Annotated in this window: 22 protein-coding genes and 1 pseudogene; 17 read left to right on the forward strand and 6 right to left on the reverse strand. The window is 72.4% G+C overall.

The annotated features are described in order from the left end of the window. Window positions 1-80: 80 nt before the first annotated feature. From NQO67_RS19175 to NQO67_RS19220, 11 genes and pseudogenes are all read left to right on the forward strand, one after another. Window positions 81-1,199 carry a hypothetical protein gene (locus tag NQO67_RS19175; RefSeq protein WP_255951262.1) on the forward strand — a complete coding sequence of 373 codons (1,119 nt, stop codon included), beginning with the start codon at window positions 81-83 and terminating at the stop codon, window positions 1,197-1,199. A gap of 162 nt (window positions 1,200-1,361) precedes the next feature. Further along, complete coding sequence (gene msrA / locus NQO67_RS19180; RefSeq protein WP_255951263.1) at window positions 1,362-2,024, forward strand: peptide-methionine (S)-S-oxide reductase MsrA; 663 nt, start codon at window positions 1,362-1,364, stop codon at window positions 2,022-2,024. A 9-nt stretch (window positions 2,025-2,033) separates the two neighbouring features. Beyond that, window positions 2,034-2,624, forward strand: coding sequence for a hypothetical protein (locus NQO67_RS19185; protein WP_255951264.1), 591 nt, complete (start codon window positions 2,034-2,036; stop codon window positions 2,622-2,624). A 304-nt stretch (window positions 2,625-2,928) separates the two neighbouring features. Then, a pseudogene (locus tag NQO67_RS44800) lies at window positions 2,929-3,044 on the forward strand (IS630 family transposase); the annotation flags it as partial. Between the two features lie 432 nt (window positions 3,045-3,476). Beyond that, complete coding sequence (locus NQO67_RS19190; protein WP_255951265.1) at window positions 3,477-3,806, forward strand: hypothetical protein; 330 nt, start codon at window positions 3,477-3,479, stop codon at window positions 3,804-3,806. A gap of 9 nt (window positions 3,807-3,815) precedes the next feature. Next, window positions 3,816-5,357: a peptidoglycan-binding protein gene (locus NQO67_RS19195; protein ID WP_255951266.1), complete on the forward strand. Its 1,542-nt coding sequence runs from the start codon at window positions 3,816-3,818 to the stop codon at window positions 5,355-5,357. A gap of 100 nt (window positions 5,358-5,457) precedes the next feature. Then, window positions 5,458-5,901: a protease inhibitor I42 family protein gene (locus NQO67_RS19200; RefSeq protein WP_255951267.1), complete on the forward strand. Its 444-nt coding sequence runs from the start codon at window positions 5,458-5,460 to the stop codon at window positions 5,899-5,901. 13 nt (window positions 5,902-5,914) lie between these two features. Next, entirely contained in the window at window positions 5,915-6,331 is a 417-nt protein-coding gene (locus NQO67_RS19205; RefSeq protein ID WP_255951268.1) for a hypothetical protein, read from the forward strand. Between the two features lie 221 nt (window positions 6,332-6,552). Continuing rightward, window positions 6,553-7,908: a lipase family protein gene (locus NQO67_RS19210; protein ID WP_255951269.1), complete on the forward strand. Its 1,356-nt coding sequence runs from the start codon at window positions 6,553-6,555 to the stop codon at window positions 7,906-7,908. A 180-nt stretch (window positions 7,909-8,088) separates the two neighbouring features. Then, on the forward strand, window positions 8,089-9,255 hold the full coding sequence (locus NQO67_RS19215; protein WP_255951270.1) for a T6SS phospholipase effector Tle1-like catalytic domain-containing protein: 1,167 nt from the start codon (window positions 8,089-8,091) through the stop codon (window positions 9,253-9,255). A 158-nt stretch (window positions 9,256-9,413) separates the two neighbouring features. After that, complete coding sequence (locus NQO67_RS19220) at window positions 9,414-9,854, forward strand: VOC family protein (RefSeq protein WP_255951271.1); 441 nt, start codon at window positions 9,414-9,416, stop codon at window positions 9,852-9,854. Between the two features lie 79 nt (window positions 9,855-9,933). On the opposite strand, the gene NQO67_RS19225 is transcribed toward NQO67_RS19220, so the two are convergent. Together NQO67_RS19225 and NQO67_RS19230 are read right to left on the reverse strand one after the other, a co-directional pair. Then, on the reverse strand, window positions 9,934-10,734 hold the full coding sequence (locus tag NQO67_RS19225) for a hypothetical protein (protein WP_255951272.1): 801 nt from the start codon (window positions 10,732-10,734) through the stop codon (window positions 9,934-9,936). Between the two features lie 62 nt (window positions 10,735-10,796). Then, the gene (locus NQO67_RS19230; protein WP_255951273.1) at window positions 10,797-11,324 is read right to left on the reverse strand and encodes a hypothetical protein; all 528 of its coding nucleotides are present in this window, start codon (window positions 11,322-11,324) and stop codon (window positions 10,797-10,799) included. A 218-nt stretch (window positions 11,325-11,542) separates the two neighbouring features. Between NQO67_RS19230 and NQO67_RS19235 the strand changes: the two genes are divergently transcribed. Beyond that, a complete protein-coding gene (locus tag NQO67_RS19235; RefSeq protein WP_374119034.1) occupies window positions 11,543-12,703 on the forward strand; it encodes a S1 family peptidase in 1,161 nt (386 codons plus the stop codon). A 71-nt stretch (window positions 12,704-12,774) separates the two neighbouring features. On the opposite strand, the gene NQO67_RS19240 is transcribed toward NQO67_RS19235, so the two are convergent. Next, window positions 12,775-13,236, reverse strand: a complete 462-nt coding sequence (locus NQO67_RS19240) for a hypothetical protein (protein ID WP_255951275.1) — start codon at window positions 13,234-13,236, stop codon at window positions 12,775-12,777. Between the two features lie 222 nt (window positions 13,237-13,458). Here NQO67_RS19240 and NQO67_RS19245 point away from each other — a divergent pair, with 222 nt between their 5' ends. Then, a complete protein-coding gene (locus NQO67_RS19245; protein ID WP_374119032.1) occupies window positions 13,459-14,175 on the forward strand; it encodes a ferritin-like domain-containing protein in 717 nt (238 codons plus the stop codon). Between the two features lie 104 nt (window positions 14,176-14,279). Here the strand turns inward: NQO67_RS19245 and NQO67_RS19250 are convergent, their stop codons facing one another. After that, on the reverse strand, window positions 14,280-15,383 hold the full coding sequence (locus NQO67_RS19250; RefSeq protein WP_255951276.1) for a hypothetical protein: 1,104 nt from the start codon (window positions 15,381-15,383) through the stop codon (window positions 14,280-14,282). A gap of 317 nt (window positions 15,384-15,700) precedes the next feature. Here NQO67_RS19250 and NQO67_RS19255 point away from each other — a divergent pair, with 317 nt between their 5' ends. Beyond that, window positions 15,701-16,420, forward strand: a complete 720-nt coding sequence (locus NQO67_RS19255; RefSeq protein WP_255951277.1) for a hypothetical protein — start codon at window positions 15,701-15,703, stop codon at window positions 16,418-16,420. Here NQO67_RS19255 and NQO67_RS19260 read toward each other — a convergent pair. Further along, a complete protein-coding gene (locus tag NQO67_RS19260; protein WP_255951278.1) occupies window positions 16,390-17,820 on the reverse strand; it encodes a cytochrome P450 in 1,431 nt (476 codons plus the stop codon). The two genes, NQO67_RS19255 and NQO67_RS19260, sit on opposite strands and share 31 nt — an antisense overlap. Before the next feature lie 252 nt (window positions 17,821-18,072). Further along, complete coding sequence (locus tag NQO67_RS19265; RefSeq protein WP_255951279.1) at window positions 18,073-18,867, reverse strand: GNAT family N-acetyltransferase; 795 nt, start codon at window positions 18,865-18,867, stop codon at window positions 18,073-18,075. Between the two features lie 341 nt (window positions 18,868-19,208). Here NQO67_RS19265 and NQO67_RS19270 point away from each other — a divergent pair, with 341 nt between their 5' ends. From NQO67_RS19270 to NQO67_RS19280, 3 genes are all read left to right on the forward strand, one after another. Continuing rightward, a complete protein-coding gene (locus tag NQO67_RS19270; protein WP_255951280.1) occupies window positions 19,209-20,495 on the forward strand; it encodes a nucleotide sugar dehydrogenase in 1,287 nt (428 codons plus the stop codon). Between the two features lie 164 nt (window positions 20,496-20,659). After that, the gene (locus tag NQO67_RS19275; RefSeq protein WP_255951281.1) at window positions 20,660-22,099 is read left to right on the forward strand and encodes a glycosyltransferase family 2 protein; all 1,440 of its coding nucleotides are present in this window, start codon (window positions 20,660-20,662) and stop codon (window positions 22,097-22,099) included. Between the two features lie 171 nt (window positions 22,100-22,270). Next, complete coding sequence (locus NQO67_RS19280; RefSeq protein ID WP_255951282.1) at window positions 22,271-23,911, forward strand: polysaccharide deacetylase family protein; 1,641 nt, start codon at window positions 22,271-22,273, stop codon at window positions 23,909-23,911. The last annotated feature ends 4 nt before the right edge of the window (window positions 23,912-23,915 follow it).

Below are 23,915 nucleotides of genomic sequence, written 5' to 3' on the forward strand. Positions count from 1 at the left end.
TGATGCCCGGTAAGGCGCCGACGACTTCCGGCGTGTGCCGGGGTTCGCCAAGTGTCACACCCGTCTGGTTCGCTTGGGGCATGGACATTCTCTGGGCCCTGATGGCTGTGGTCCTGCTGGGAGCGGTTCTCGGGCCGCTTCTCCTGCGCAGAGGCGGCGGAATCAGCCTGACCCATCCCGGCGCACCGGACGCGGCCGATCCTGCGCACTACGACTTCGTTCGCCAGGAAGAGCTCGACGTCCGCGTGCCGGGCCCGGACGAGGACCTGATGGACGTCCTCGACCTCGTGCAGCGCACCCAGGACTGGCACGCCGCCGCCCAGCTGCTGACCGGCACGGAGACCGCCGGGGAGGTGCGCTGGCAGCGCGTCCAGGCCTTCGCGGGTGCCGCGTCGCTGGAGCTCCAGCAGCGGCCCGGCGGCGTCAGCGAGACGCCCGGCGGGCAGTGGCTGCGGGTGTGGCGGGCCGAGGCGCCCAAGGACGCCGGCGGCGCGGCCGTGCATGCGGAGTTCCTCGTCCAGCAGGCCTGGCGCTCAGCGGCGTACGGCACGGACGAGTTCCGGATCATCCTGGAGGAAGCCAGGGAGGCCTGCGCGGAGGCCGCGCTGCTCGCCCCCGGCGACCCGGTGCCGTACATCATCGAGCTCTCCGTGGCGCGCGGACTCGACTATCCCCGCGAGAAGTTCGAGCAGCTCTGGCTGAAGGTCCTGGACCGCGCGCCGTCGCACATAGGGGCGCATCTGGCAGCCCTGCACTACTGGTGCGAGAAGTGGCACGGCTCGCGCGAGCTCGCGTACGTCTTCACCGAAGCCGCCGCCGCTCGCGCCCCGCGGGGTTCGCTGCTCTGCGCGCTCCCCCTCTTCGCGGTCTACGAGCACCTGCCCGAGGTCAACCTGGTGAGGTCGTTCTACCAGAGCGAGGTCGTCACCAAGGCCGTGGAAGGGGCGCTCTACGCGGTGCACTCCGCGCCCGCGCACGATCCGATGCTCGCGCACGTCCGCCACATGCTGGTGTTCTTCCTGGTGCGCAGCGAGCGCTGGGGCGAGGCCATGCACCAGCTGGTCCGTATAGACGGCCACGTGGGCGCCCTCCCCTGGACCCTCTCCGAGGACCCGGCGGCCGAGTACGCCGTCTACCGCGCCCTCGCGGTCGCCGGCTACGAGGCCAACGGCGGCAGCCCGGCGACGTTGCCGCGCTGAGGCGACACGGCACCTCGTCCCCGTCCCCGTCCCCGGGCCAGGCCCAGGGCGAGCCCTCCCAGGGCGACCGGCGTCTGGCCCCGACGTGGGTCGGCGCCGACCGGGAATCCATCGCCTCCGTCGGACGTTGACAGTCACGTCCCCCGTGTCTGAGGAGAAGCGATGTTCTTCGGCCGAACCCCGACCCTGCCCGCTCCCGGCGAGGCCCTGCCGGGCCGCTCGGAGCCGGCCTTCACCGTGCGCGACCGCCACACCGTCCTCGGCACCCCGCTGACGGGCCCCTACCCCGACGGCCTGGAGATCGCCGACTTCGGCCTGGGCTGCTTCTGGGGCGCCGAGCGCGCCTTCTGGCAGACCGACGGTGTCTGGACGACCCTGGTCGGCTACCAGGGCGGCCAGACCGAGAACCCGACGTACGACGAGCTCTGCAGCGGCCTCACCGGCCACACGGAAGCGGTCCGCGTGGTCTACGACCCGGCCAAGGTCTCGTACGAGACCCTCCTGAAGACCTTCTGGGAGGCCCACGACCCCACCCAGGGCTTCCGCCAGGGCAACGACGTCGGCACCCAGTACCGCTCGGCGATCTACACCCACACCCCCGCCCAGGCCGCCGCCGCGCAGGCCTCCCAGGCCGACTACCAGCGCGTCCTGACCGCCTCCGGCCACGGCACCATCACCACGGAACTCCTCCCCGCCACCGACAACCCGTTCTATCCGGCGGAGAGCTACCACCAGCAGTACCTGGACAAGAACCCGTGGGGCTACTGCGGGATCGGGGGGACGGGGGTGTCCTGTCCGATCGGGGTTGCGCCCGCTCGGGGCTGACGTCTCCGGGTGAGCTTCGGAACCCACGCCCGCAGGGTCCGGGACGGTCACCTGCCTCTTGCTCGACGGCACACCGCGCTGAGGTGCGCCGTCGAGCGTTACTGCCCACTCGGCTTCAACGCGACGTGGGCCTATCTCGCCGCGACGGCACGTCCTCTTCCCGACATGCGGCGGGATCCAGCGGCACTGCTGCGCGCGCTCGACATCCTGGAGGTGAGCCGCTCGACCTGGCTGGAGCAGGTGGACGCCTTCGCCACCGTCCGTCGCGCCGGCAAAGCGGCCGGCCAGCGCACGCCACACCCCTCACAGACCGTGCACCTGCGCCGCCCCTGCTGGCCCGGCGAAACCGCACCCGCCCGTCTCGGCCTGGTCGCCGCCGTGGCGAACCGGCGCACGTGGTTCCGGCGACTCCCCTATCCCGACGGCACGCTCTACAGCGACGCCCTGACACCACATCTGGCCAAACTGCACTCCGACCTCGACGCCTGCGCCTCCACCTACCTCGAACGCCTCGGCCACCCGGACGAGGCAACTCAGGAAACCCTGACCGCCACGGCGCGATCGGTTCGCGCTCTCCTGCACCCGGGTACGCCCCTCTGAACGGCTACCTGATCCCCTGGCTCCGCTTCGCCGACCTGCTCACATACGCCACGAGATGCCATCTCGACCGGTCGGCGTGACCGCCTCGACCGGTGGGCGTGACCGCCGGCAGTGCCTGGACCACAGCCACTGCCGGTCCTTCAGCCGGCGTGCTCCGGACGGTACGGGATGACACTGCCCGTCCTCCATTCTGGCGGCCGTCCGTAATCTTCCAAGCAGAGCCCGACGTTATTACCGAACTTGATCGGATGATGTCGGAATGGTTTGCCTGACCGTGGCTGGGTGTCGGTGATGGTCCGGGGGCGTGAGATACGCGCAGGGCGGCGGGTGGAACGACGCCGGGAAGGCCGCGTGGGAGCGGATCCGGTTGCAGGCACGGTGGAACGCTTCGCGGGCGGGGAGAAGAACCGCGAGATCGCGCCTCGCGCGATGACAGCACCGGTCTGCCCGTCAACGACCGGCGTCTGACAGCGGGACGGGCTACATGGCAGCGCAGGATCGGGGGACGGCGGTGTCCTGCCCAGCCCCGCCTCCAACCACAAGCCCAAGCCCAACCCCCAGAAGCCAAGCTCGGCCGAAGCGGAACGCTCCCACGTCTCCGTCATCACCCAACCCGGTCATCGCCCAACCCGCCGCTCACGCCGGGTTGGTCGGCCGAGTGAGTGCCCGGCCCAGCGGCGCTCGCCGCCCCCCATAACGCGCATCCTGTGCGGGCCTTGTGTCGGCCTCCGCACAGACGGGCGCTTCGCCCAGGGCGCCGTGCTACTTTCCCGGCTGCCTTGATTGGGTGTGGCGACGGAACGGGGAGAAGCATTGGGTACGGGGGGCGGTTACCGGGTTTCGCATGCCGGATTGTCCGGGCAGGCCACGGAACTTGACGGGTGTGGCGACGACGCGGACAGGATCCGCAACGCCATCCGCCCGACCGCGTGCTACGCGTCGGACGCCCTCGGTGGTTCCGACTCCGCACCGGCTTTCGACAGGTTCGCCGCCGGGTGGGAGGCCGAGGCCCACACGTTGCGAGACGCCCTGCACGAACTGGCCGACAAGGTGCACCTGGCCAAGGGTTCCTACCACGGCAGCGACCATGTGGTGGAGAAGCGGACCAACGGTGTGCACGTGCCGGACGGGCAGCGCTCCACCACGTCCCCCCAGCGTCCCTCGGCGCTGGGGACGTACTGAGGGGCCGCCGTGTCCGACGTCGAGTCCACCACCGACCGCCGCCGCAAGCTCGCCGATCTCTGCGATCAGATCTCGTCGGCGGGCAGCAAGAACGACCTGCTCGACGCGATCGACGACGCCCTCGGCGTCTGCGCGCCGGTGGGTGATGTCGCGACTCTGGAGTCGCTCCACAAGCGCTACAGCGACCAGGTCGACGATGCCGAGCGGCTCGGCAAGCGGATCGGCAAGGTGGCCAAGCAGGGCCTGCCGCAGGCGTGGGTCGGCGACACCAGGGTGCTTGCCTCCCAGGTGGTCCTGGCCGCCCAGCGGGACGCCACGCAGATGGTGGAGGCGTTCCGGGGCGGCGCCAAGGCACTGTTGCAGTTGGCCGACGCACTCGGCGACGCCAAGAAGAAGGACAGTGACGGCCGGGCCGCGCTGCGCAAGGCGCGCACCATGCTCGGCGACCGAGACGGCTGGTTCGACGACCTGGTGGAGAAGGACGACGAGGAGGAGGCCCGGCTACGGGCCCGCTCGGTCGCCTCCACCGGCGTCGACCTGGTGCACCAGGCGGCCGTCACCGCCGACGACGCCGCCCGCGCGGCCGCCCGGGACCTGGACAAGTGGGCCGCAGAGGCCCGCGCGGGCAAGATGGTGACCGGCGACATCACGGCGGCCGACCGGCTCATGCTCGCCGACACCAGCACCGGCGGCGGCGATCCGGAGCTGAACGAGATCCTCACCGCGAACGACCTGGAACGGGCCGGCCAGCGGATGGATCAGCTCAGCGACCAGGACGAGGCCGCCATGGAGCGGATGCTGGCCCGGGCCGGCACCCCGCAGGAACGCGCCTACCTGATGAAGTCGCTCGCGGCGGGCCACAGCGTCCACGACATCGAGACGTTCGACGGGAAGATCCACGGCAAGGACCGCGCGTGGCTGCAACGGCACTTGTCACCTGTGGTCATGCAGACGGACAGCACGGGTGTCACGACCAACGTGGACTTCGACGGGCAGGGCTGGACCCAGGGTGGAGACGGCCAGGAGGGGACCTGCGTGGCGTCCTCCACCGTCACCGCCCGCGCGATGGCCGATCCCCTGTACGCCCTGAACCTGACCGGCGGCCCCTCCGGGCAGGAGGACGACCCGGCGACCTTCCGGAAGCGGCTGATCGCCGAGCAGCACAGGCTGCACGAGGAGGGGGACGGCGGGGACGACTGGGACGGCATGGACACCGAGGGCCAGGAGCACATCGCGGACTCCACCATCGGGTCGGCCACCGGCGACGACTACGCCAAGCAGGACCTCGACGACGCCGATGCCCGCCGCGACGTCCTACCCGACATCGAGAGGGCGGTGGCAGAAGGCCGCCCGGTACCGGTGGACGTCAGGGGCGACGCCGACGAGGGACACGCCATGATGATCATCGGCCAGGAAGGGGACAGGCTGGAGATCTACAACTCCTGGGGCACCACGACCTGGGTCACTGAGGACGACTTCATCAATGGACACATGGACAAGGCCTCCGACAGCAGGCTCCCGAATGCCGACACCGTCTTCCTCCCGCAGTAGGGCGGGGGCGTCCCGCGACCGGGCAGGAACATCCCGCGACCGGTCGGTGGCGCGCACCGGAGGCGACCGGTCGGTGGCGCGCACCGGAAAGGGGCGGCTCGTGCCCCTCGCCGCCGTCGCTGCCGCCGTCGCGCTGCTCCCCCTGGCCACCGGGTGCGGGGCGGACTCGCCGCACAGCTACTCGACCTCCGAGACCAGGATCAGCGCGGAGGTGGGCGAGACGTTCACGCTCACCGTCGACGAGAACCCCAGCACCGGCGAAGAGTGGTACGTCGCCGCGCCGAAGCCCGACGGCTCGGTGGTGCGCGGCGTGAGCGACCGGTACGACGCGGACGACGACTCCAAGGACCTGATCGGCGGTGGCGGCACGCACACGTTCACCTTCAAGGCGACCGGCGTCGGCCACGCCAAAATCGTCCTGCTGGACTGCCCCGTGCACACCTGCACCGGCCAGCCGAACTCCCCGACCCCGGCGCCGCCTTCTCCCTCCGCCTACCGGCCCGCCACTCCCGAGCGGATCACCTACACCGTCACCGTCCGCTGATCCGAGGCACCGCATGAGCCCCACCCACCCTGCCCGTCCCACACCCCCCGACCGCAGCGACGCGGAACTGGCCGAGCTGGACGTTCCCATGCTGCTGCGTTACGGCCTGACCGCCGAGCAGCCCAGCCCGCTGCGCACCGCCCTCTACGGCGACGGGGCCGTGGGCGCGGCCGTCGTCCTCGACCGGCTCGGCACCCAGCCCCGCTCGGTCGCCTTCCTCGCCGAGACGGTGCGCGCCGCCGGTCTCGCCGCCGCCGTCGAACTCCCCGCGCCCTTGCCGCATCCCGAAGCGGCGGCGACGGTCCGCCCGTGGCTCGAGGCCGCGGCCTCCCTCGCAGGTGGCATCGGCACGGACGAGTCGACGGCCCGCTGGCTGAAAGCGGTGGCCGCCATCATCGAACTGCGGCAACGGGAGCGGGCGCGAACCTGAGGAGCCGCAAGCCACCAAGTCCGCGAAGTCGCCAGGCCCGCGCGGGGCCACCAAGCCGGCACGCGATCGCCGAGCCCGCGCGCGATCGCCGGCCCGCACACGATCGCCGAGCCCGCGCGATATTGCCAAACCGTGATTCCCCGGGTACTACCACCGGTAACTTACCGGTAAGTAAGGTCCGAGCGACCCTTCCGCGGCACCGTTCCCCCAGGAGGTTCGCCATGCCCGCACGCCATCGGCTGTTCGCCACGCTGGCCCTCGCCACGGCCTGTGTCGGCGCCCAGACGCTCGCGGCCACCGCCTCCACGGCACAGGACGCCACGGCACAGGACGCCACGGCACAGGACACGGAGGTGTCCCGAGGCGTCGCCATCCCCGCCTTCTACACCCCGCCCGACACGTTGCCCGCGGCCAACGGCGCCCTCGTGCGCACCGAGGCTCTTCCGCTGGCCCTGAGCCTGCCCGCTCTTCCCGGGCCGCTGCCCGGGCGGGCAACCCGTCTGATGTACCGGACCACCGATTCCAACGGCCGGCCCGCGGCGGTGACCGGGGCCTACATCGAGCCGGCGGCCGCCTGGCGGGGCGGTGGGCCGCGCCCGCTGGTCGCGCTGGCGCCCGGCACGATGGGGCAGGGCGACCAGTGCGCCGCGTCCATGGGCCTCGAACACCCGCTGTTCCTCAACGGCCGCACGGTGTCGGTCGGCTACGAGGACCTGGCGATCTACCGGCTGCTGGCATCCGGAGTGGCGGTCGTCGTCACCGACTACGTCGGCCTGGGCGGCACCGACCGGCTGCACACCTACGTCAACCGCGTCGACGAGGCGCACGCCGTGCTGGACGCGGTGCGTGCGGCTCGTTCGGTGAACGGGGCGTCGGTGGCCGCCGACTCGCCGGTGGGCCTCTTCGGCTACAGCCAGGGCGGCGGGGCGACCGCGGCGGCGGCCGAACTCCAGCCCTCCTACGCCCCCGACGTCACGCTCGCCGGGACCTACAGCGGGGCACCCCCGGCCGACCTGCTCGCGGTCACCAAAGGCATCGACGGCAGCGAACTGGCCGGTGCGCTCGGCTGGTCCCTCAACGGCTTCCTCCAGTCCGACCCGGACCTGAAGCCCATCGCCGACGCGCACATGAACGACGCCGGGAAGGCGGCCCTCACCGACCTGTCGACCATGTGCGTCGGCGACGCCATCCTCCGTTACGGCTATGCGAAGAGCACCGGCTGGACGACCGACGGAGAGTCCCTCAGCGACATCATCGCCGCCACCCCCGCTCTTGAGGACTTCCTGAACAGCCAGCGCATCGGCACGAGGAAGCCGGCCGGCCCGGTCCGGGTGGCGACCGGGGTCAGCGACGACCTCGTCCCGCATGCGCAGGCCCGCCGGCTCGCCGTCGACTGGTGCGGCAAGGGCGCCGACGTCACGTACGAGGGGGTCGTCCTGCCCGATGTCGGCAGCGCCCTGCTCAACCATTTCGGCCCGCTGCTGACCGACCAGGGCAATGCCGTCTCCTGGCTGAAGGACCGTCTCTCCGGCAAGCCCGCCACCTCCACCTGCGCGAGCCTGCCGGCACAACCCTGACCCGGGGCCGAAGGGCCGCACGAATGCCGAAGGGCCGCGCGAATGGCGAGGTCCGCGAAGTGGTGCGAGCATCGAAGCAGCTCTGGGCCGGCGGGCCGCGGCGCACACGGACGCGCGGGACGGACCCGGGCGACGGCATCGTTGATGTGCGGTTGCTATTCCTCCCCGGAGGTGGCTGCCATGGCCAAGAATCTGGTCGTCTGCTGTGACGGCACGTGGAACTTCGCCGACCAGCCCAGCATGACGAACGTCACCAAGATCGCCCTGGCCGTTCGACCGCAGGCCGACGGCGTGGGGCAGCGCGTGTACTACGGCAGCGGTGTCGGCACACGCCGATGGGAGCGGCTGGGCGGCGGCGCCTTCGGCGCGGGGTTGTCCAGGAACATCATGGACGCCTACCGCTTCCTCATCGACGCCTACGAGCCCGGCGACCAGCTGTACCTGTTCGGGTTCAGCCGGGGGGCCTTCACCGCCCGCAGTCTGGCCGGTCTGGTGCGCAACTCCGGCATCCTGCGCCGGGAGCACGCCCATCGGATCAAGGAGGCGTGGGCCCTGTACCGCAACCGGATCGAGAAACCGACAGGCACGGCCGCCACCCTGTTCCGCCAGACGTATGCGCACGAGCCGGGGATCCGCTTCATCGGGGTGTGGGACACGGTCGGAGCCCTCGGCATCCCGGTTCCGGGTCCGGGATGGCTCAAACCGGTCGTGGCCTCGGTCAACCGTCGGTGGGCGTTCCACGACACCGAGCTGAGCAGCCGGGTGAAGGGGGCCTTCCACGCGCTGGCCATCGACGAGCAGCGCGAGCCGTTCATCCCGACGCTCTGGCACCAGCAGCCCGGTGCGGCCGAGGCCGGCCAGGAACTGAAGCAGGTGTGGTTCGCCGGAGTGCACTGCGACGTCGGCGGCGGCTACCAGGAGACGGCGCTGTCCGACATCACCCTGCTGTGGATGGTTCGCCAGGCCCGCCGCCACGGGCTGGAGTTCGACCCCGAGCTCCTCAGCGCAACCGGGCCGCACGTCATGATCCCGCAAACCGACATCGGCTTTCGCGTGCGGCCCGACGGCAGGGGCACGATGCACGACTCGCGTTCCGGGTTCTACCTGCTGAGCCGGCCGTGGCACCGGCCCATGGGAGAGCCCGCGGACGCCTCAGGGGGCCTCGACGGGTGCGAATACCTCTCGGAATCCGCCCACGCACGCCACGACGAGGACGCGTCCTATCGGCCGCCCGAACTCGACCGCTATCTCGCGCAGGGACGCCCACGCCTCGAACAGGTCCCCCTGACCGCTTCCGACGCACACGTGCCGCCCGCCGGCAGCCCCCGCCGTCCGGCAAAGCGGTGAACGGCCCCCTTCCCGTTCCCCTTCCCCCTTCCGCCTTCCCCCTTCCCGCTCCGGGTTCCGCCTTCCCGCTCCGGGTTCCGCCTTCCCGCTCCGGGTTCCTCTCCGGCTCCCGTACCGCTTGATCGTCAGCGGCGAGGCACGATCGTATGCTGGGAGGCATGGCCGTTCACCGGATGGACAACGTCGGCATCGTCGTCGACGACCTTGACGCCGCCGTCGCCTTCTTCACCGAGCTCGGCATGGAGCTGGAAGGCAGGGCGCAGATCGAAGGCCGCTGGGCGGACCGCACCGTCGGACTCGACGGCATCCGCAGCGAGATCGCGATGATGCGGACCCCGGACGGCCACGGCAAGCTGGAACTGGCCAAGTACCACGCCCCCACGGCGGTCGGCGCCGACTCGGGGGACCCGCCGCCCAACACGCTGGGCCTGCACCGCGTCATGTTCGCTGTCGACGACATCGACGACACCATCGCCCGGCTGCGCACCCACGGCGCCGAACTCCTCGGCGACGTGGCCCAGTACGAGAGCATCTTCCGGCTCTGCTACCTCCGCGGCCCCGCGGGCATCATCGTCGCCCTGGCCGAACAGATCGGCTGACGCGAGCCTGACACGAGCCTGCCGCGGGACGGCGGCCGAAGAATGATCGGCGCGCGCGGGCGACGACCGGCAGCATCGTCTAGGACGAAGACGGGGTCTGTGAGGGTGACCGCGGCGCCGGCAGTGACAACCGGTGCTTGACCAGGTCTTCCAGGTCCGCCCGGTCCAGCGCTGCCCTGTCCGAGCGGATCACGAGGGTCGGGTAGGCCCGGTCGGCCGGGGTGTCCGGCATGACGAGGGCCACCGGTTCGCTCCAGTGCTTGCAGGACTGGGTGCACTCGAAATACGGCTGCTCGAAGGTGACCACCGTGCCGGAGCCGATCGAGAAGCGGTGCGCCTGGGAGAGCTGGTCCTTCGTCAGGTCCGCGGTGGAGTGGAACAGCGGGCGGCGCCCGTTGCCCGACGTGGGCGGGCTGGTCCCGCAACGCGGCGGGTCCACCTCGAACGTTGCCAGGTAGTCCCCGTTCCGTTCCAGGTTCGCCCAGTCCGCCGGCGAGTTGGCCGGAGACGACTCGTCACAGTCGGGTGGGGCAGAGGGCCCCGTGGGCGTGGCATCAGGGCTGGTGCTCGGGTCGGATGAGGTGGCTCCCGCCGAGGGGGAGCCGGACGCCGACGCATGCGACTGCGAGTGATCCAGCTTCTCGTCCGCCGTCAGGTGCAGCCTGAAGGCCATCACGGGGCTGTCGACCGCGACGTACCGTCCACCGGCCGCATCCGAACCGGCCGCATCCGAACCGGCCGTACGCGAGCTGGTCGAGCCTCCCGTGCTCCCGCCGCTCGAGCCGGGGCCGTCCGGCGTGCCGGACGACCCGCAGCCGCCCACCACCAGCACGGCCATCCCCGCGGCAGCCGTCATCGCCATCCGCCGGAAGCTTCCCATCCCCATCCCCGTCCCCCGTCCCCCGTCGGTGCACGCTGCTGCGCCTTTGGCCTTACGGTGCCTCAGAGCCAGTTGACGATCGCGAGGGCGATCAGCGTGGCGACCGCTCCGAGGCCGCCCAGGATCCCGAAGCCCAGGGCGACCTTGACGCTGGCGGGCTGCGTCTCGCGCCAGCCCAGCGCGCGTGCCGCGTCCCGGATCAGCCGGTGGCCCTCCGCGGTCGAGAAGGTGTACTGCTCGGTGCCGTCCATCGTGCGGTACGAAGTCCTGGACAGGCTGCGCCCCATGGCCACCCCCGTCCCCAACCGCACCCCGCCCGGGCCCACCTCGTACTCGACGGTGTGGACGACATCCGTCAACGTGTAGGTCTTCTTCTCCGGGTGCAGCGCGACGCGGTACGTGTACACCTGGTTGATCCGGCGGCGGGTCAACAGCTCCTGCCACTGCGGGACGTCGACGTCCACGATCAGGTCGAATCCCGGCTCCGTCCGGCACAACCGGTAGGGCGTGCCCGCCGCGGCGGCCTGAATACGGGCGTACAACGCATCGACCGACCCGTCGGCGCCGCTCGAACCGTTGTCTCCCACCATGAGTACGCAGAGTAACAGCGGCCCACGGGAACGCCGTCACCGGGAGGATCTCCCGCAAGGATCTCTCGCATTGGCCGGTCATTGGCATGGACCTTTCAGTGACCCTCCGCTATCGTTCTCGATCCGAGCGTCATCTGAGAGCGCTTTCAAAACGCTCCCCTGTTCCACCCCCACAACGCTGGAACGCAGAAAGGTGACTTACGTTGCGACGTAGATCCCTGATAGGTGCAGGCCTGTCCGCCCTCCTTGTGCTCGGTGGTGTAGCGGTCACCGGGTTGCCGACGGCGTCCGCCGCCCCCGCAGTCCCCACTTCCGCCTCCACCTCCCAGTCCACCTCCGCCTCGGCGCCGGCGTCCGCCGCCCTGCTCAGCGCGATGCAGAAGGACCTCGGCCTGACGAAGACGCAGGCCGTCGCCCGTCTGACCGCCGAGCACAAGGCCACCGCGATCGAGGGCAAGGCGCACAAGGCGGCCGGGGCCGCGTACGCCGGTTCCTGGTTCAACCCGGACAGCGGCACCTTGACCGTTGCCGTGGCCGACCGGGACAAGGCCGCGTCCGTGCGGGCCACCGGGGCGACGGTCCGGCTGGTCGAGCACAGCGCGCGCGAACTCGATGCGGTCAAGCGCAGGATCGACCGGCTGCACGCCCCCGCGGGCGTGAGCAGCTGGCGGGTCGATCCCCGGACGAACCAGGTCGTGGTCGACGTCGTCGCCGGTCACCAGAGTGACAACGATGTCCGGACGTTCCTGTCGCAGAGTCGCGCCGCCGGCCCCGTCCACGTGGTGGAGACTGCCGAGGCGCCGCGGACGTTCGCGGCCGGAACCGTGGGCGGAGACCCCTGGTACACCGGCAACGTCCGCTGCTCCATCGGCTTCTCCGTGGTCGGCGGCTTCGTGTCGGCCGGCCACTGCGGCCAGGCGGGCCAGTCGGTGAGCGGCTGGGACGGCTCGTACATCGGCAACATCCAGGGGTCGACGTTCCCGGGCAACGACTGGTCCTGGGTGAACGTGGGCAGCGGCTGGTGGACGGTCGCCGTCGTGCTCGGCTGGGGAACGGTCTCCGACCAGCTGGTCCACGGTTCGGCCGAGGCGCCGATCGGCGCGTCGATCTGCCGTTCCGGATCCACCTCGCACTGGCACTGCGGTGCCGTCCAGGCGAAGAACGTCACCGTCAACTACAGCCAGGGAGCGGTCTACTCGATGACCCAGACCTCGGTCTGCGCGGAGCCCGGCGACTCGGGCGGCTCCTACATCAGCGGTGACCAGGCGCAGGGCGTCACCTCGGGCGGTTCGGGTGACTGCACGAGCGGAGGAACGACCTTCTACCAGCCGATCAACCCGATCCTCAGCCACTTCGGTCTGACCCTTCTGACCGCCTGAGGAAACCGGCACCGGCCGCGGCGGGCCGCACCGCACGCCCGCCGCGGCCGGTCAGGCCGGCGCCGGCGAACTCAGGCCCGCAGTCCCTCGCACATCGGCTGGTCCCGATGGGTCGCGATGTCGTGGGAGTCGAGATGGACGAGGAACACGGCGAGCACCAGTGCCACTGCCGCCAGGCCGGCCAACACCGCGAACGCGCCTGCCAGCCGGCCCTGCCACGTCTCCTTCTCCTGCCCGCCCCGGCCGCACGCACGTGCGTGCCGGCCAAGGACGGTGTACAGCGCGATGGCCAGGAGTGCGGCCACGAGCCCGCCGTAGCTGGTGGCCCAGATCGTCCACGGCAGCGGTATCCACCGGCAGGCGTGTGACTCGTGGTGCAGGTGGTCGTCGGAGAGCCTGAGGAACACGGCGCCCAGCACACCCGCCAGGACCACCAGTACCGGCACCGCCAGCGCGGCGTACCGCCAGGCGCGCGACGGAGGCGCACTCGTGCCGCCGCCGTCGGGGAGTTGGTCGGTGACGGTCTGTTCCAAGGCCGGGGCCAATCGTCGGTGGGGATCCGTGCGGGGTCCGTCAGCGGGGACCCGCCCGTGGGGACCCGTCTGTGAGGGCCCGTCTGTGAGGGCCCTCCTCTCGCCGTCGTCGATGATGCTCCGGTCAGCTGCCGCACGGGAACCCTTCACGGCCTCGTGCTCTCTACGGTGTCGACGGTGTCGAGCGTGGCCGCAGGGGTGGGAGGCAGTGTGGATGTCAGTGTGAACGGCAGTGTGGACGGCAGCGGATACGTCGAGTGGACGCGACGGTTCCGGGTGGAGCGGGAGCGCAGGGCGGACGAGGGCGATCCGCCGTGGGACAAGGGGGCGTCCCTGGACACGGTCGTGTGGGCCAGCGTGCAGCGGTTCCAGGTGGGCGAGGACGGGGACGGGGCGCACCTCATCGGCAAGGCGGACGCGGCCGGCGACGGCGACTACGCCGAGGCGGTGCGGTTGTTCGTGGCCGAGGAGCAGAACCACGCCCGGCTGCTCGGCCGGCTCCTGGCAGCGGGCGACATGCCGACGATCGCCGGGCACTGGAGCGACAGCGCCTTCGTGTGGTTGCGCCGGCTGCTCGACCTGCGCACGGAGCTGCTGATCCTGATGCTGGCCGAGGTGGTGGCGCTCCGTTACTACCGGGCGTTGCGGGACGGCAGCGGTGATGCGCTCACCTCGGAGGTGGCGGCCCGGATCCTGGCCGACGAGCAGCGCCATGTGCCCTTCCACTGCGAGCGTCTGCACGCGTCCCTGAGCGAACTGCCCCGGCCGCTGCGCCGACCGGTGATGGCCGGCTGGCGCCTGCTGCTGCTCGGCGCCGGCCTCGTCGTCGTCGTGGACCACGGCTCGGCCCTACGCCGTCTCGGGGTGCGGCGGCTGCGTTTCGTCGCCGACGTGATGCGCTCGTCCGGCGCGGTGGTCGCGGCGATCCTGGGGGCGTAGCTTCGCTGGCTCCCGGGGCCCCCGTGGCTCCCGGGGCTTCCGTGATTCCTCTGCCGGCGTTCCCCCACCTCGCCCCACTCGTGCCTACTTGTTCCTCCTCGTTCCTACTCGTACATCAGGTACTCCGGCTGGGGCTTGAGGGCCAGCACGTCCTTCGGGGACATCAGGCGGGTGCCGCCCCGGGTGTCCTCGTCATAGAACAGCTTGAAGCCGGTGTGCAGGCAGTCGGGCAGGCCACGGACGAGCTGGTGCCAGGTCGCCCGCTTCAGGCCAGGTGAGCCGATGCCGTCCGCGCTCATGATGGGGACGACGCCGGGATGCGCCCGCAGGGAGCCCCGGTCGCCGACCACGGACATGGCGACCTGGTGGAAGACCAGCGGCTTCTCGGGCAGGTCGTGGTCGTCGACGAGGTCCGACAGGTAGTGGGCGACGTCGTTGAGTTCGCCGCCGTCGGTGTGCCCGTAGGTGTTGCCCGGCACCTCGCCAGGGCCCATCTCCCACTCCGGGTCGAGCGCCACGCCGACGTCGGCGTGTACGAGCCACTTGTGCAGCGCCTTGACCTCGTCGAGCACGGAGGCCCTGCCGGGCTGGACGTTCAGCAGGAGCATCGCGTGGTGTTTGCGCGCGAGGTCGTGGAAGCGCTCGATGGTGTCGGACGGCGTCCGCGTGCGGTAGGTGCCGCCCGGGCCCGGGCTGGCGTTGGCGACCGTGGCGAGCAGTTCGAACACCGGGAGGGGCTCGCGTCCGTCGGCGAACTCGTGGGCCCGCTTCTCTATCTCGTCGGCCCGCTGCTCGAGATCGCCCGTGCCGAGCCGGCCGAGCGCGCCGGCCCCCGGCAGTCCGCAGTAGCCGAAGAGCCGGTGCACGGGGAACAGCGTGCGCCCGCCGCGCGGCAGTTCCGGCGGTCGCCTGGTGTGCGTCGGCGACGGGGAGGCGGAGGGCGAGCGAGGGTGTGCGGAGGAACCCGGTCCGGGAGAGTCGCCCGCCTTGGCGCCCGACGAACTCGTCTCACCGCCCTTCTCACCGCACCCGGTGAGGAGCAGGCCGGTCGCGCCGAACGTGGCCGGCAGCGCCGCCGCGAGGAGGCTCCGCCGGCTCGGGGTGAGGCGCCGGTCGTGCCCGGCCGGTGCGTCCGGGGCGGGCCGGCCGCTGCGGGGGCCGGTCGCTTCGTGCCGTCCTGTGGGCTTGCCGCTCGCTGCGTCAGCCACGTCGCCTCCGTCTGCCGTCGATGCGTTCCTCGATCACTTCCATAGAACTCGGAGCTGCGCTCCAGCGCCGCACCCCGCGCTGCACTCCCGTGCCGGACTCCCGAGGGAGCGCCCGTGCCGACGCCTCCGTGCTGATGCGTCTCTCCACCCGCTGCCAGGAGAAACGATGTTTAAAGACGACCGGAGAACGGGCCGCGGCCCGCAAGGTCGAACGCCCTTGCGGTCCTGCCGGCCCCGCTGTCCTCGCCGCTGTCCTCGAACACCGGACCACGCGGAAATGCAGCGCCCGGCGGCGCCCACCTCGGTAACGTCGCCGGATGGGCTTCGGGACCTACGTGCGTCGGGTGCGTGACGAGGGTTTGTCGGCCGCTCAGCGGCACAGGGCGCTGCGGCATGCCGTGGGGCAGTACTGCCCGCTCGGGTTCCACGCGACCTACGCCTACCTGGAGGCGACGGCGGATCCGTCCCCGGACTTCTGGAGGGACCCCGCGGCGCTGGTACGAGCCGTCGACGCGCTGGAGCGGAGCCGGTCGGTCTGGCTCGTGGAACGGGCTGCCTTCGTCGCCGTCCGCCGTGCGGAGAAGGCCGCCGGGCGGCGCAGCCCTCGGCACGCCGACTCGGCCCGCGTGCACGAACCGCGTTGGCCGGGCACGGAGCCGCCCGCCCGGCTGGGCCTGCTGGCGGCCGTGGCCCAGCACCACATCCTGCTCAGGTCGCACCGCACTCCTGACGAGACGCTCGTCGGCGCTTCCCTTGACGAGACGCTCGTCGGCGCTTCACGTGACGACACGCTCGCCGGCGATGGCCGGCTACGCCGGCTCGACGACCTGCGCGCCCGTCTCGACGCCTGTGCCTGCGCGTATCTCACCGACCGCGGTCACCTGGACCACTCGACGCGGATCGCGCTGGCCGGCACGGTCCGCGGCATCAGCCGGCTGGTACGACCGGGATACGCGCCGTTGAACGCGTACCTGTTCCCCTGGCTGAGGTTCGGGCACCTGCTCGCCTACGCCTCCGAGGTGGACGCGGGCGACTGAGCCGGGCGGCCGGTGCGGCGGTGCAACCGCATGGGCAGGGTGCGCGGGCAGAGCACGCTGCGGGGTGCCGCCCGAACCTTTCCCTTCACCGGCACCAGCTCCCAGCGGGCGGCGATGGACGCCAGCGCCAGCACGGCCTCCGTGAGGGCGAAGCCCTCTCCGAGGCACCGGGTCGAGCCCGACCCGAAGGCCAGGAAACTGCCCCGGGGTACCTGCGTGGCGCCGTCGGCGCCGCGTCGCCACCGGTCGGGCCGGAACCGGTCCGCGTCCTGGTGCAGGTCCGACCGGCGGTGCACGACGTACGGGCTGTAGGCGACGATGCTGCCGGCGGGGATGCGCCGCCCGGCCAGCTCGGTGTCCCGCACCGCCGTGCGGGGCAGCAGCCAGGCCGGCGGCAGCAGGCGCAGCGTCTCGCGGACCACGCGGGTGGTGTGCTCGAGCCGTTGCACGTCGTCCCAGGTGGCCGTCCGGCCGGCGAGCACGGTGTCCGCCTCGGCATGCAGCCTGGCCCGCTCGTCGGGTGCCCGGGCCAGCAGGTGGAGTGCCCACGCCAGCGTTGCGGAGGTGGTCTCGGCGCCGGCCAGGACCAGAACGGCGACCTGGTCGTGCAGTTCCTGCTCGGTCAGGGCACGCCCCTCCTCGTCACGCGCGGCGAGCAGCGCGGAGAGCAGGTCCGAGCCGTCGGTCCCGGCCCGCCGATGCCGGTCGATGATCCGGCTCACCTCGGCCCGCCAGTGCGCGAGGGCGGCGGCGTACCGGCGATTGGCGGGCAAGGGCAGTCTGTCCAGGTTCGGGAGCAGCGCACGGGCGTACGAGCCGCGCAGGAAGACGTCGAGGCTGTCCCGGAGCACCCGGGCGGACGTGGCGTCGAGCCCGTGGGAGAAGAGGGTGCGCACCGCGACCGCGGTGGTCAGCGAGAACATCTCGTCCACCACGTCGACGACGTGTCCGTCCTGCCAGCCGTCGAGTACCGCGGCGATCTCCTGCCGCATCAACGGCGCGTAGGCGCGCACCCGGTCCTGGCGGAACGCCGGCTGCACCATCGGGCGCTGCCGGGCGTGGTCCGCGTGCGCACAGGTCGCCAGGCCGTTGCCCATCGCCGCACGGACCCGCTCGTGGAGCGGTCCGACGCGGTCGAAGGTGCGGTCGTCGGCCAGCACCTGGCGGGCCAACTCGGGGCGGCAGACCACGAAGCCGCGCCGCCGTCCCAGTCGTACCTCGACCAGGTCCCCGTACCGGGGCAGCCCGCCGAGGAACGACAGCGGCCGGGCGCACAACTGCGGCAGATGCCCCAGCAGCGGCCAGGCGCCCGGAGCCCGTGCGGCCAGGGCGCCGGCCCGGTCATGGGGGCATTGCGGGTGGTGCGCAGCAACCGGAGACGTGTCCCCACTCGACGTCATACGACCTCCCGGTCGGACATCGCGACCTCCCGGTCGAATCGCTGGCCGTTGACGGTGCGGCCGGCGGTCGCTTTCGCATCGGCGACCACCGTCACCGGCCCCAGTATCCGGTCGGGCCACCGCCACGACCAGACGACCCGCCTCTGGGGGAGCGGCTTCCGGCCGCGTGGGAGGGCGTGGGGTGCGCGGGAGGGCGCGTGGGGTGCGCGGGAGTGCATGGGGCCCGCGCATCACCGGAAACACGCGTGTACGTCAGCAACCGGGCGGCGTCCACAGATGGGACGTGGCGGTGGTCGCAGCGCGGAATCCCAGGCGCTGGAGGGTCGGGGCGCTGTCCTGTGACGCGTCGACGTGCAGGTACGTGATGCCGCGTGCCACGGCCAGCCGGGCCCGGGCCGCCACGAGGGCCCGGTAGATCCCCCGGCCGCGCCACGCCGGCACCGTCGTACCGCCCCGAAGCCCCGCGAAGTCACTTCCGGGGCTGAGGACCAGCCATGCGGCGGAGACGACCTCGCCGTCCGCCTCGGCGACCAGGACGACGATGTCGTCCGGCGCCGCCGCGATCCGTCCGATCAGGAAGTCGTGGAGTTCACGCCAGCCCATCCCCCAGACGCCGGCCTCCATCATCGCGATCCGGCGGATGTCCGCCTCGTCGGCGACACTTCGCAGGACGACGCCCGCCGGCAGCACCGGATCTGCCGCGGTGTCGACCGCACGGCCGAGAAGCACGGTCTCCGTGCCGCCCGGGACGAAGCCGGCAGCCTGGAGGCGATCGCCGAGGTCCGGCGGTGTGTCATGCCGTCGGGTCCGCCAGTCGACCGCCTCGCCCCGTTCGGCGAAGTAGTCACGCTGTCGGACGATGAGCCGGTCAAGGTCGCCACCGCTCAGCCCGAGGTCGCGCGGGCTGATGACGAACCCGCGGGCATGGCCCACCATGCGCAGGAGCGGCCCGTCCCGCTCACATCTGACTCCGGCCGGGAGCGTCGAAGGTGCCCGGCGCAGCTGTGCGTCGTACCCGGCCAGCAGCGTGTCGATGGTGTCCGTCACGCCGTCGAGCGTATGCGGCCCGAGCGGTCGGTGGACGGCTCCCGCCGAGTGACGTGACCGGCCCGGCTCGGCGTGTCGCGGTCACCCGGACACCGGAGCCCGTTGTCATCGGAGTGTGACTAATCCGTACTTATCAGGGTGTGACTAAGGTGGCGCAGGGACCGCATGACGGGCATCCGCCGGGGAGCGGGTCCACGGCCACGTCGGCATCCGTGCCCGCGCCGGCCACTGCCGCCACGGCCGCCGTCACGAAGCGGGTGGGGTGGTTGCCGCGCGCCGCCGCGGCTGCTCCGGTGACCGGTGCGGCTGCTCCGGGGACCCGTGCGCAGGATCTCGGCGGGGTGACGGTCGCCGTCGTCGGCCTGGGGTACGTGGGCCTGCCCACGGCGCTCGGGTGCTGGCGCGCCGGCGCCTCGATCATCGGCCTGGACAGCAGCGCGCAGCGGCTGCACGACATCCGCACGGGTGCCGTGGACCTGCTGCCCGACCAGCACGCGACCCTGGCGTGCGCCCGGGCCGGTGCCGCCATCGGCGACGGCTTCCTCCTCACCTCCGACGCGGGCGCGTTGCGGCGTGCCGACGCCGTGGTCATCTGCGTGCCCACGCCGGTGACGGCCGATCAGGAACCCGATCCGGCGGCGTTGCGGGCGGCGTGCGCGTGCGTGGTCGACCACGCCGTGGCGGACCAGCTGATCGTGCTGACCTCCACCAGCCAGGTCGGCACGACACGCGCGTTGCTGCTGGAGCCGCTGGCGGCCCGGGGTCTGGTGGCCGAGGAGAACGTGCTGGTGGCCTTCGCGCCGGAACGGATCGACCCGGGGAACGAGCGGCACCGCCAGGAGGACACCCCGCGCATCGTCGGCGGAGCCGGGCCGCGCAGCTCGCGCGCCGCGGCCCGGCTGCTCGCGTCGACCGCCTCGTCCGTGCACCAGGTCGCCGATCCGGAGACCGCGGAGATGGCGAAGCTGTGGGAGAACGTCTTCCGCGCCGTGAACATCGCCCTGGCGAACGAGCTGTCCGACGCCTGTCTCCACCTCGGTGTGCCACCCCTGGCGGTGATCGAGGCGGCGGCGAGCAAGCCCTACGGGTTCATGCCGTTCTTCCCCGGTCCGGGTGCGGGCGGGCACTGCATCCCCTGCGACCCGTACTACCTGCTGGGGCAACTGCCGGTGCAGAGCGGCGCAGCGCCCGCGGCGAGCACCGCAGCGCCCGTGCTGAGCACCGCGATGGCGGCCCTGCGGGACCGGCCGGTGCGGGTCGCCCGGCTGGCCGCCGAGGCGTTGCAGCGCAGCGGGGTCGCCGTGCCGGGGGCGCGGGTCCTGGTGCTCGGCGTCGCCTACAAGGAAGGCGTGTCGGACGTGCGGGAGAGTCCGGCGCTCCGCATCCTCGCGCTGCTGGCCGCACAGGGCGCCGAGGTCGCCTACAGCGATCCCCGTGTGCCCACCGTCACGGTGGACGGCGTCGTCCTGGGCTCCGTGCCCGAGCCCGGTGCCCTCCCCTGGGACTTGGTGATCGTGCACACGGCACACCCGGGGTGGGACCTGTCCTGGCTGGACGCGGTGCCGGGGCCTCGGGTGCTCGACACCCGGTTCCGCCGCGCATGGCCCGCACCGGTGGCGGTCCCATGAGCCGCGCGGCCGGCACACCGCCCAGGACCACCGCCCGCCGCAGGCCACCGGCGCCACGCTCCGGCCGCGGCACGGACACTCCCACCGCCCCGGCGCCCGCACCGCCCCTGACACCACCACAGACACAGGCCCAGGCACATACCCAGGCACAGGCCCAGGCGCAGATGCAGACGCAGACGGCCGATTCCAGCGCGCGACGCCGCCCCGGCCGGGTGGGCAGGCAGCTGGACCAGTCGGCGCGTGACGGGCTGGCGCGGCTGGTCACCGTCGTCGCGCTGGCGCCGGTCCTGCTGCTGCTCGCGCGCCGCGCCGTGCAACTGCCGTACGGCGCGGGACCCGCGGCCCTCTACGGCACGACCGCGCTGGCCGGCACCGCGGGCATGCTCTACCTCGCGTACGCCCGGTACGACGACCCGGCGCTGCGGGTGCTGCGCCGCCGCCCCCGGACCCCGGGGGCGTTCCCCGCGCTGCCGCCGCGGCCCCGCGTCAGCTTCCTGCTCGCGGTCAAGGACGAGGTCGCGGGCATCGAGGCATGCGTCCGGTCGATGGCGGCCTGCGACCACCCCGACCTCCAGGTCATCGTCGTCGACGACGGCTCCCAGGACGGTACGGGCGAGGTGCTCGACGCCCTCGCCGCCGAACTCGACATCACCGTCATCCGGCTCGACCACAACGTCGGCAAGAAGGCGGCCCTGGTGCGCGGATGCGCGATCGCCGACGGCGACATCCTGCTGTTCACCGACTCCGACTGCATCATCGCGCCGGACGCCGTCCGCCTCTGCGTGCAGGCCATGACCCGCCACCCCGAGCTGGGCGCGCTGAGCGGGCACTGCCGCGCCCTCAACGCACAAGACACGCTGCTGACGCGCATCCAGGACGTCTGGTACGAGGGCCAGTTCCGGGTCGCCAAGGCCGCCGAGTCGGTCTTCGGGTCCGTGTGCTGCGTGTCCGGACCGCTCGCCGCCTTCCGGCGGGAGGCCGTCCTGGGCTATCTGCCCGCCTGGGCGGAGGACCGGTTCCTCGGAGCGCCGTTCCGCTTCGCGACCGACCGCCAGCTGACCGGCTACGTGCTGGGCCAGGCCTGGCGCGGCCGGGCCCTGAAGCGCCGGCACGCCGACTCCCCCTTCGTACGCGGCCAGGACCACCCCGAACGACGCTGGCTGGTCGGCTACAGCCAGGCCATGCAGGTGTGGACGACCGTGCCCGCGCGCTGGCGGCCCTTCCTGCACCAGCAGGTCCGGTGGAAGAAGAGCTTCATCCGCAACCTGTTCTTCACCGGCGGGTTCATGTGGCGCCGCGGGCCCGCCCCCGCGCTGCTCTACTACGGGCACGCCCTGTGGGTCCTGGCGGCACCCGCGATGGTGTTCTGGCACCTGGTGTGGGCCCCCCTGCAAGGCGCCGCCTGGTTGACCCTGCTCTACCTGTGCGGGGTGCTGCTCAAGGGCTCCATCTGGGGCCTGGCCTACCGCATCGACAACCCCGGCGACCCCCGCTGGCGCTACCGGCCGCTGATGAGCCTGATGTCCTGCTGCGTCCTGGCCTGGCTGCTGCCCTACGCCGCCCTCACCCTGCGCCGCGGCATCTGGACCAGGACGGCGAGATGAGAACCACCAGAGACGAGAACCACCAGAGGAGGACCGCCCGGTGAGGAGGACGCACGTGATGAGCAAGGCCCGGTACGCCCTCGGCCGGGTCGCCCGGGTGGTCGTCGTCGTGCTCACGGCGGCCTGCATCGCGGCCGTCTACGGCCTCGTGCTGACCAGGGGCCGTCCGCTGTGAGCGGCAAGGAATCCGGTACCGGTGCCGGTTCCGGGGCCGACGCGCCGGTGACCGGGGCGCCAGGAGCCGGCGACCAGCGGACCGCCGGCGACGGCCAGCGGACCGTCGGCGACCGCCGGACCACCGTCCGCCGGATCCGCCACGCCCTGGTGCGCACCGTGCTGGGCGGTCTCTCGGCCGTCGTCGTCGCCACGCCGTTCGTCGCCGCCTGGGAGTACCACGCCTACCGTGAGGAGGTGTCGCGCCAGGCCGCCGCCCCCACCGAGGACGGCTTCGACGCGCGCCCCCACGCCCTGGGTCCACGGCACGCCACCGCGCCGACCGTCCTCGCCTACCACGACGTCGCACCGCACCCGCGCGGCCGCTACACGCTCACGCCGGCCCGGCTCGACGCCCAGCTGTCCGCGCTGCACGCCGCCGGGTACCGCACCCTGTCCACCGCGGAGTTCGTGCGCTTCCTGGCCACCGGGCGGTCGCCGTACCCCCGCAGCGTCTACCTCACCTTCGACGACGGCACCCGCGGCCTGTGGGCGTACGCCGACCCGGTCCTGGCCAAGTACGGGATGGCGGCGGCCGGCTACCTGATCACCGGAGCGGTGGGCACCCACCGCCCCTACTACCTCTCCTGGGCCGAAGTGCACCGGATGGCCGCGTCCCGCCGCTGGGACTTCCAGGCCCACACCCACCTCAGCCACCGTCGGGCCCCCGTCGACGCCACCGGCCGGCTCGGTTCCGTGCTGGCCAACCGGCTGTGGCTGTCCGCGGCAGGACGGCTGGAGACCGCGGCGGAGTACGGCCGGCGGGTGCGGCGGGACCTCGACCGGTCGCTGGGCGCCTTCGCCGACCACGGCCTGCCCGCGCCACGGCTGTTCGCGTACCCGTTCTCGGAGAACGCCCGGCGGACCAACCTCAGCGCGCACGCCGCCGCCCAGCTGGACCAGGTGCTGCGGGCGCACTTCGCGGCGACCCTCACCAACACCTCGCGGCGCCCCCTGCCCCCGGGCGGGCGGGCCGCGGCAGCCGGCCAGGTGCAGCGGCTCGAAGTCCTCGGGACGACGACGCCCGGCGCGCTGCTGCACCAGTTGCGGCGCTGGGCGTCCGGCACGCCCGGCGACGTGGCGGACCCCCTGGACCATCCCGACCTGTGGGAGTCCCCCGGCGGCCGGCCGGGCACCGGCCTGGACGCGGTGACCGGCCACGGCACGCGCCACGGCAGCTACGCGTCGGCGGTCTACCGCCCGCTGGCCACGGCGGACTGGAACACCTACACGCTGCGCGCGACCGCCGAGCGGCTGCACGGCACCGGCGCCAGCGCGTCGTTCACGGTCCACGACGGCAGCCTCTCCCCCTGCACCGTCACCATCGGCGCCCACACCGTGCGCGTGACGCAGCGGGCCCCCGGCACACCGCCCCGGATCACGTCCCTCCCCCTCGAACCCGCTTCCCGCCACCGGCTCACCGTGCGGATCACCGCCGAAACCGTCCGCGTCACGGTCGACGCCACGGTGGTGGGCGTCCACCGCACGGAACGCGCTCCCCTGGGCCAGACCACCGGCGGAATCGCCCTCGGCGTCCGCAACGAGTCCCCCGGCACCCCCTGGCCCCGCGTCGCGGCACTGACGATCTCCCCGCGGTGAGGCG

It is taken from the genome of Streptomyces odontomachi, from assembly GCF_024435355.1.
GTDB classification, from domain to species: Bacteria; Actinomycetota; Actinomycetes; order Streptomycetales; family Streptomycetaceae; genus Streptomyces; species Streptomyces odontomachi.

Bases quoted from the DNA above. Each gene is read 5' to 3' on its own strand.
- NQO67_RS19175 (WP_255951262.1), top strand. From the start codon at position 81: ATGGACATTCTCTGGGCCCTGATGGCTGTGGTCCTGCTGGGAGCGGTT.
- msrA (WP_255951263.1), top strand. From the start codon at position 1,362: ATGTTCTTCGGCCGAACCCCGACCCTGCCCGCTCCCGGCGAGGCCCTG.
- NQO67_RS19205 (WP_255951268.1), top strand. From the start codon at position 5,915: ATGAGCCCCACCCACCCTGCCCGTCCCACACCCCCCGACCGCAGCGAC.
- NQO67_RS19210 (WP_255951269.1), top strand. From the start codon at position 6,553: ATGCCCGCACGCCATCGGCTGTTCGCCACGCTGGCCCTCGCCACGGCC.
- NQO67_RS19215 (WP_255951270.1), top strand. From the start codon at position 8,089: ATGGCCAAGAATCTGGTCGTCTGCTGTGACGGCACGTGGAACTTCGCC.
- NQO67_RS19220 (WP_255951271.1), top strand. From the start codon at position 9,414: ATGGCCGTTCACCGGATGGACAACGTCGGCATCGTCGTCGACGACCTT.
- NQO67_RS19225 (WP_255951272.1), bottom strand. From the start codon at position 10,734: ATGGGAAGCTTCCGGCGGATGGCGATGACGGCTGCCGCGGGGATGGCC.
- NQO67_RS19230 (WP_255951273.1), bottom strand. From the start codon at position 11,324: ATGGTGGGAGACAACGGTTCGAGCGGCGCCGACGGGTCGGTCGATGCG.
- NQO67_RS19255 (WP_255951277.1), top strand. From the start codon at position 15,701: ATGGGCTTCGGGACCTACGTGCGTCGGGTGCGTGACGAGGGTTTGTCG.
- NQO67_RS19260 (WP_255951278.1), bottom strand. From the start codon at position 17,820: ATGACGTCGAGTGGGGACACGTCTCCGGTTGCTGCGCACCACCCGCAA.
- NQO67_RS19275 (WP_255951281.1), top strand. From the start codon at position 20,660: ATGCAGACGCAGACGGCCGATTCCAGCGCGCGACGCCGCCCCGGCCGG.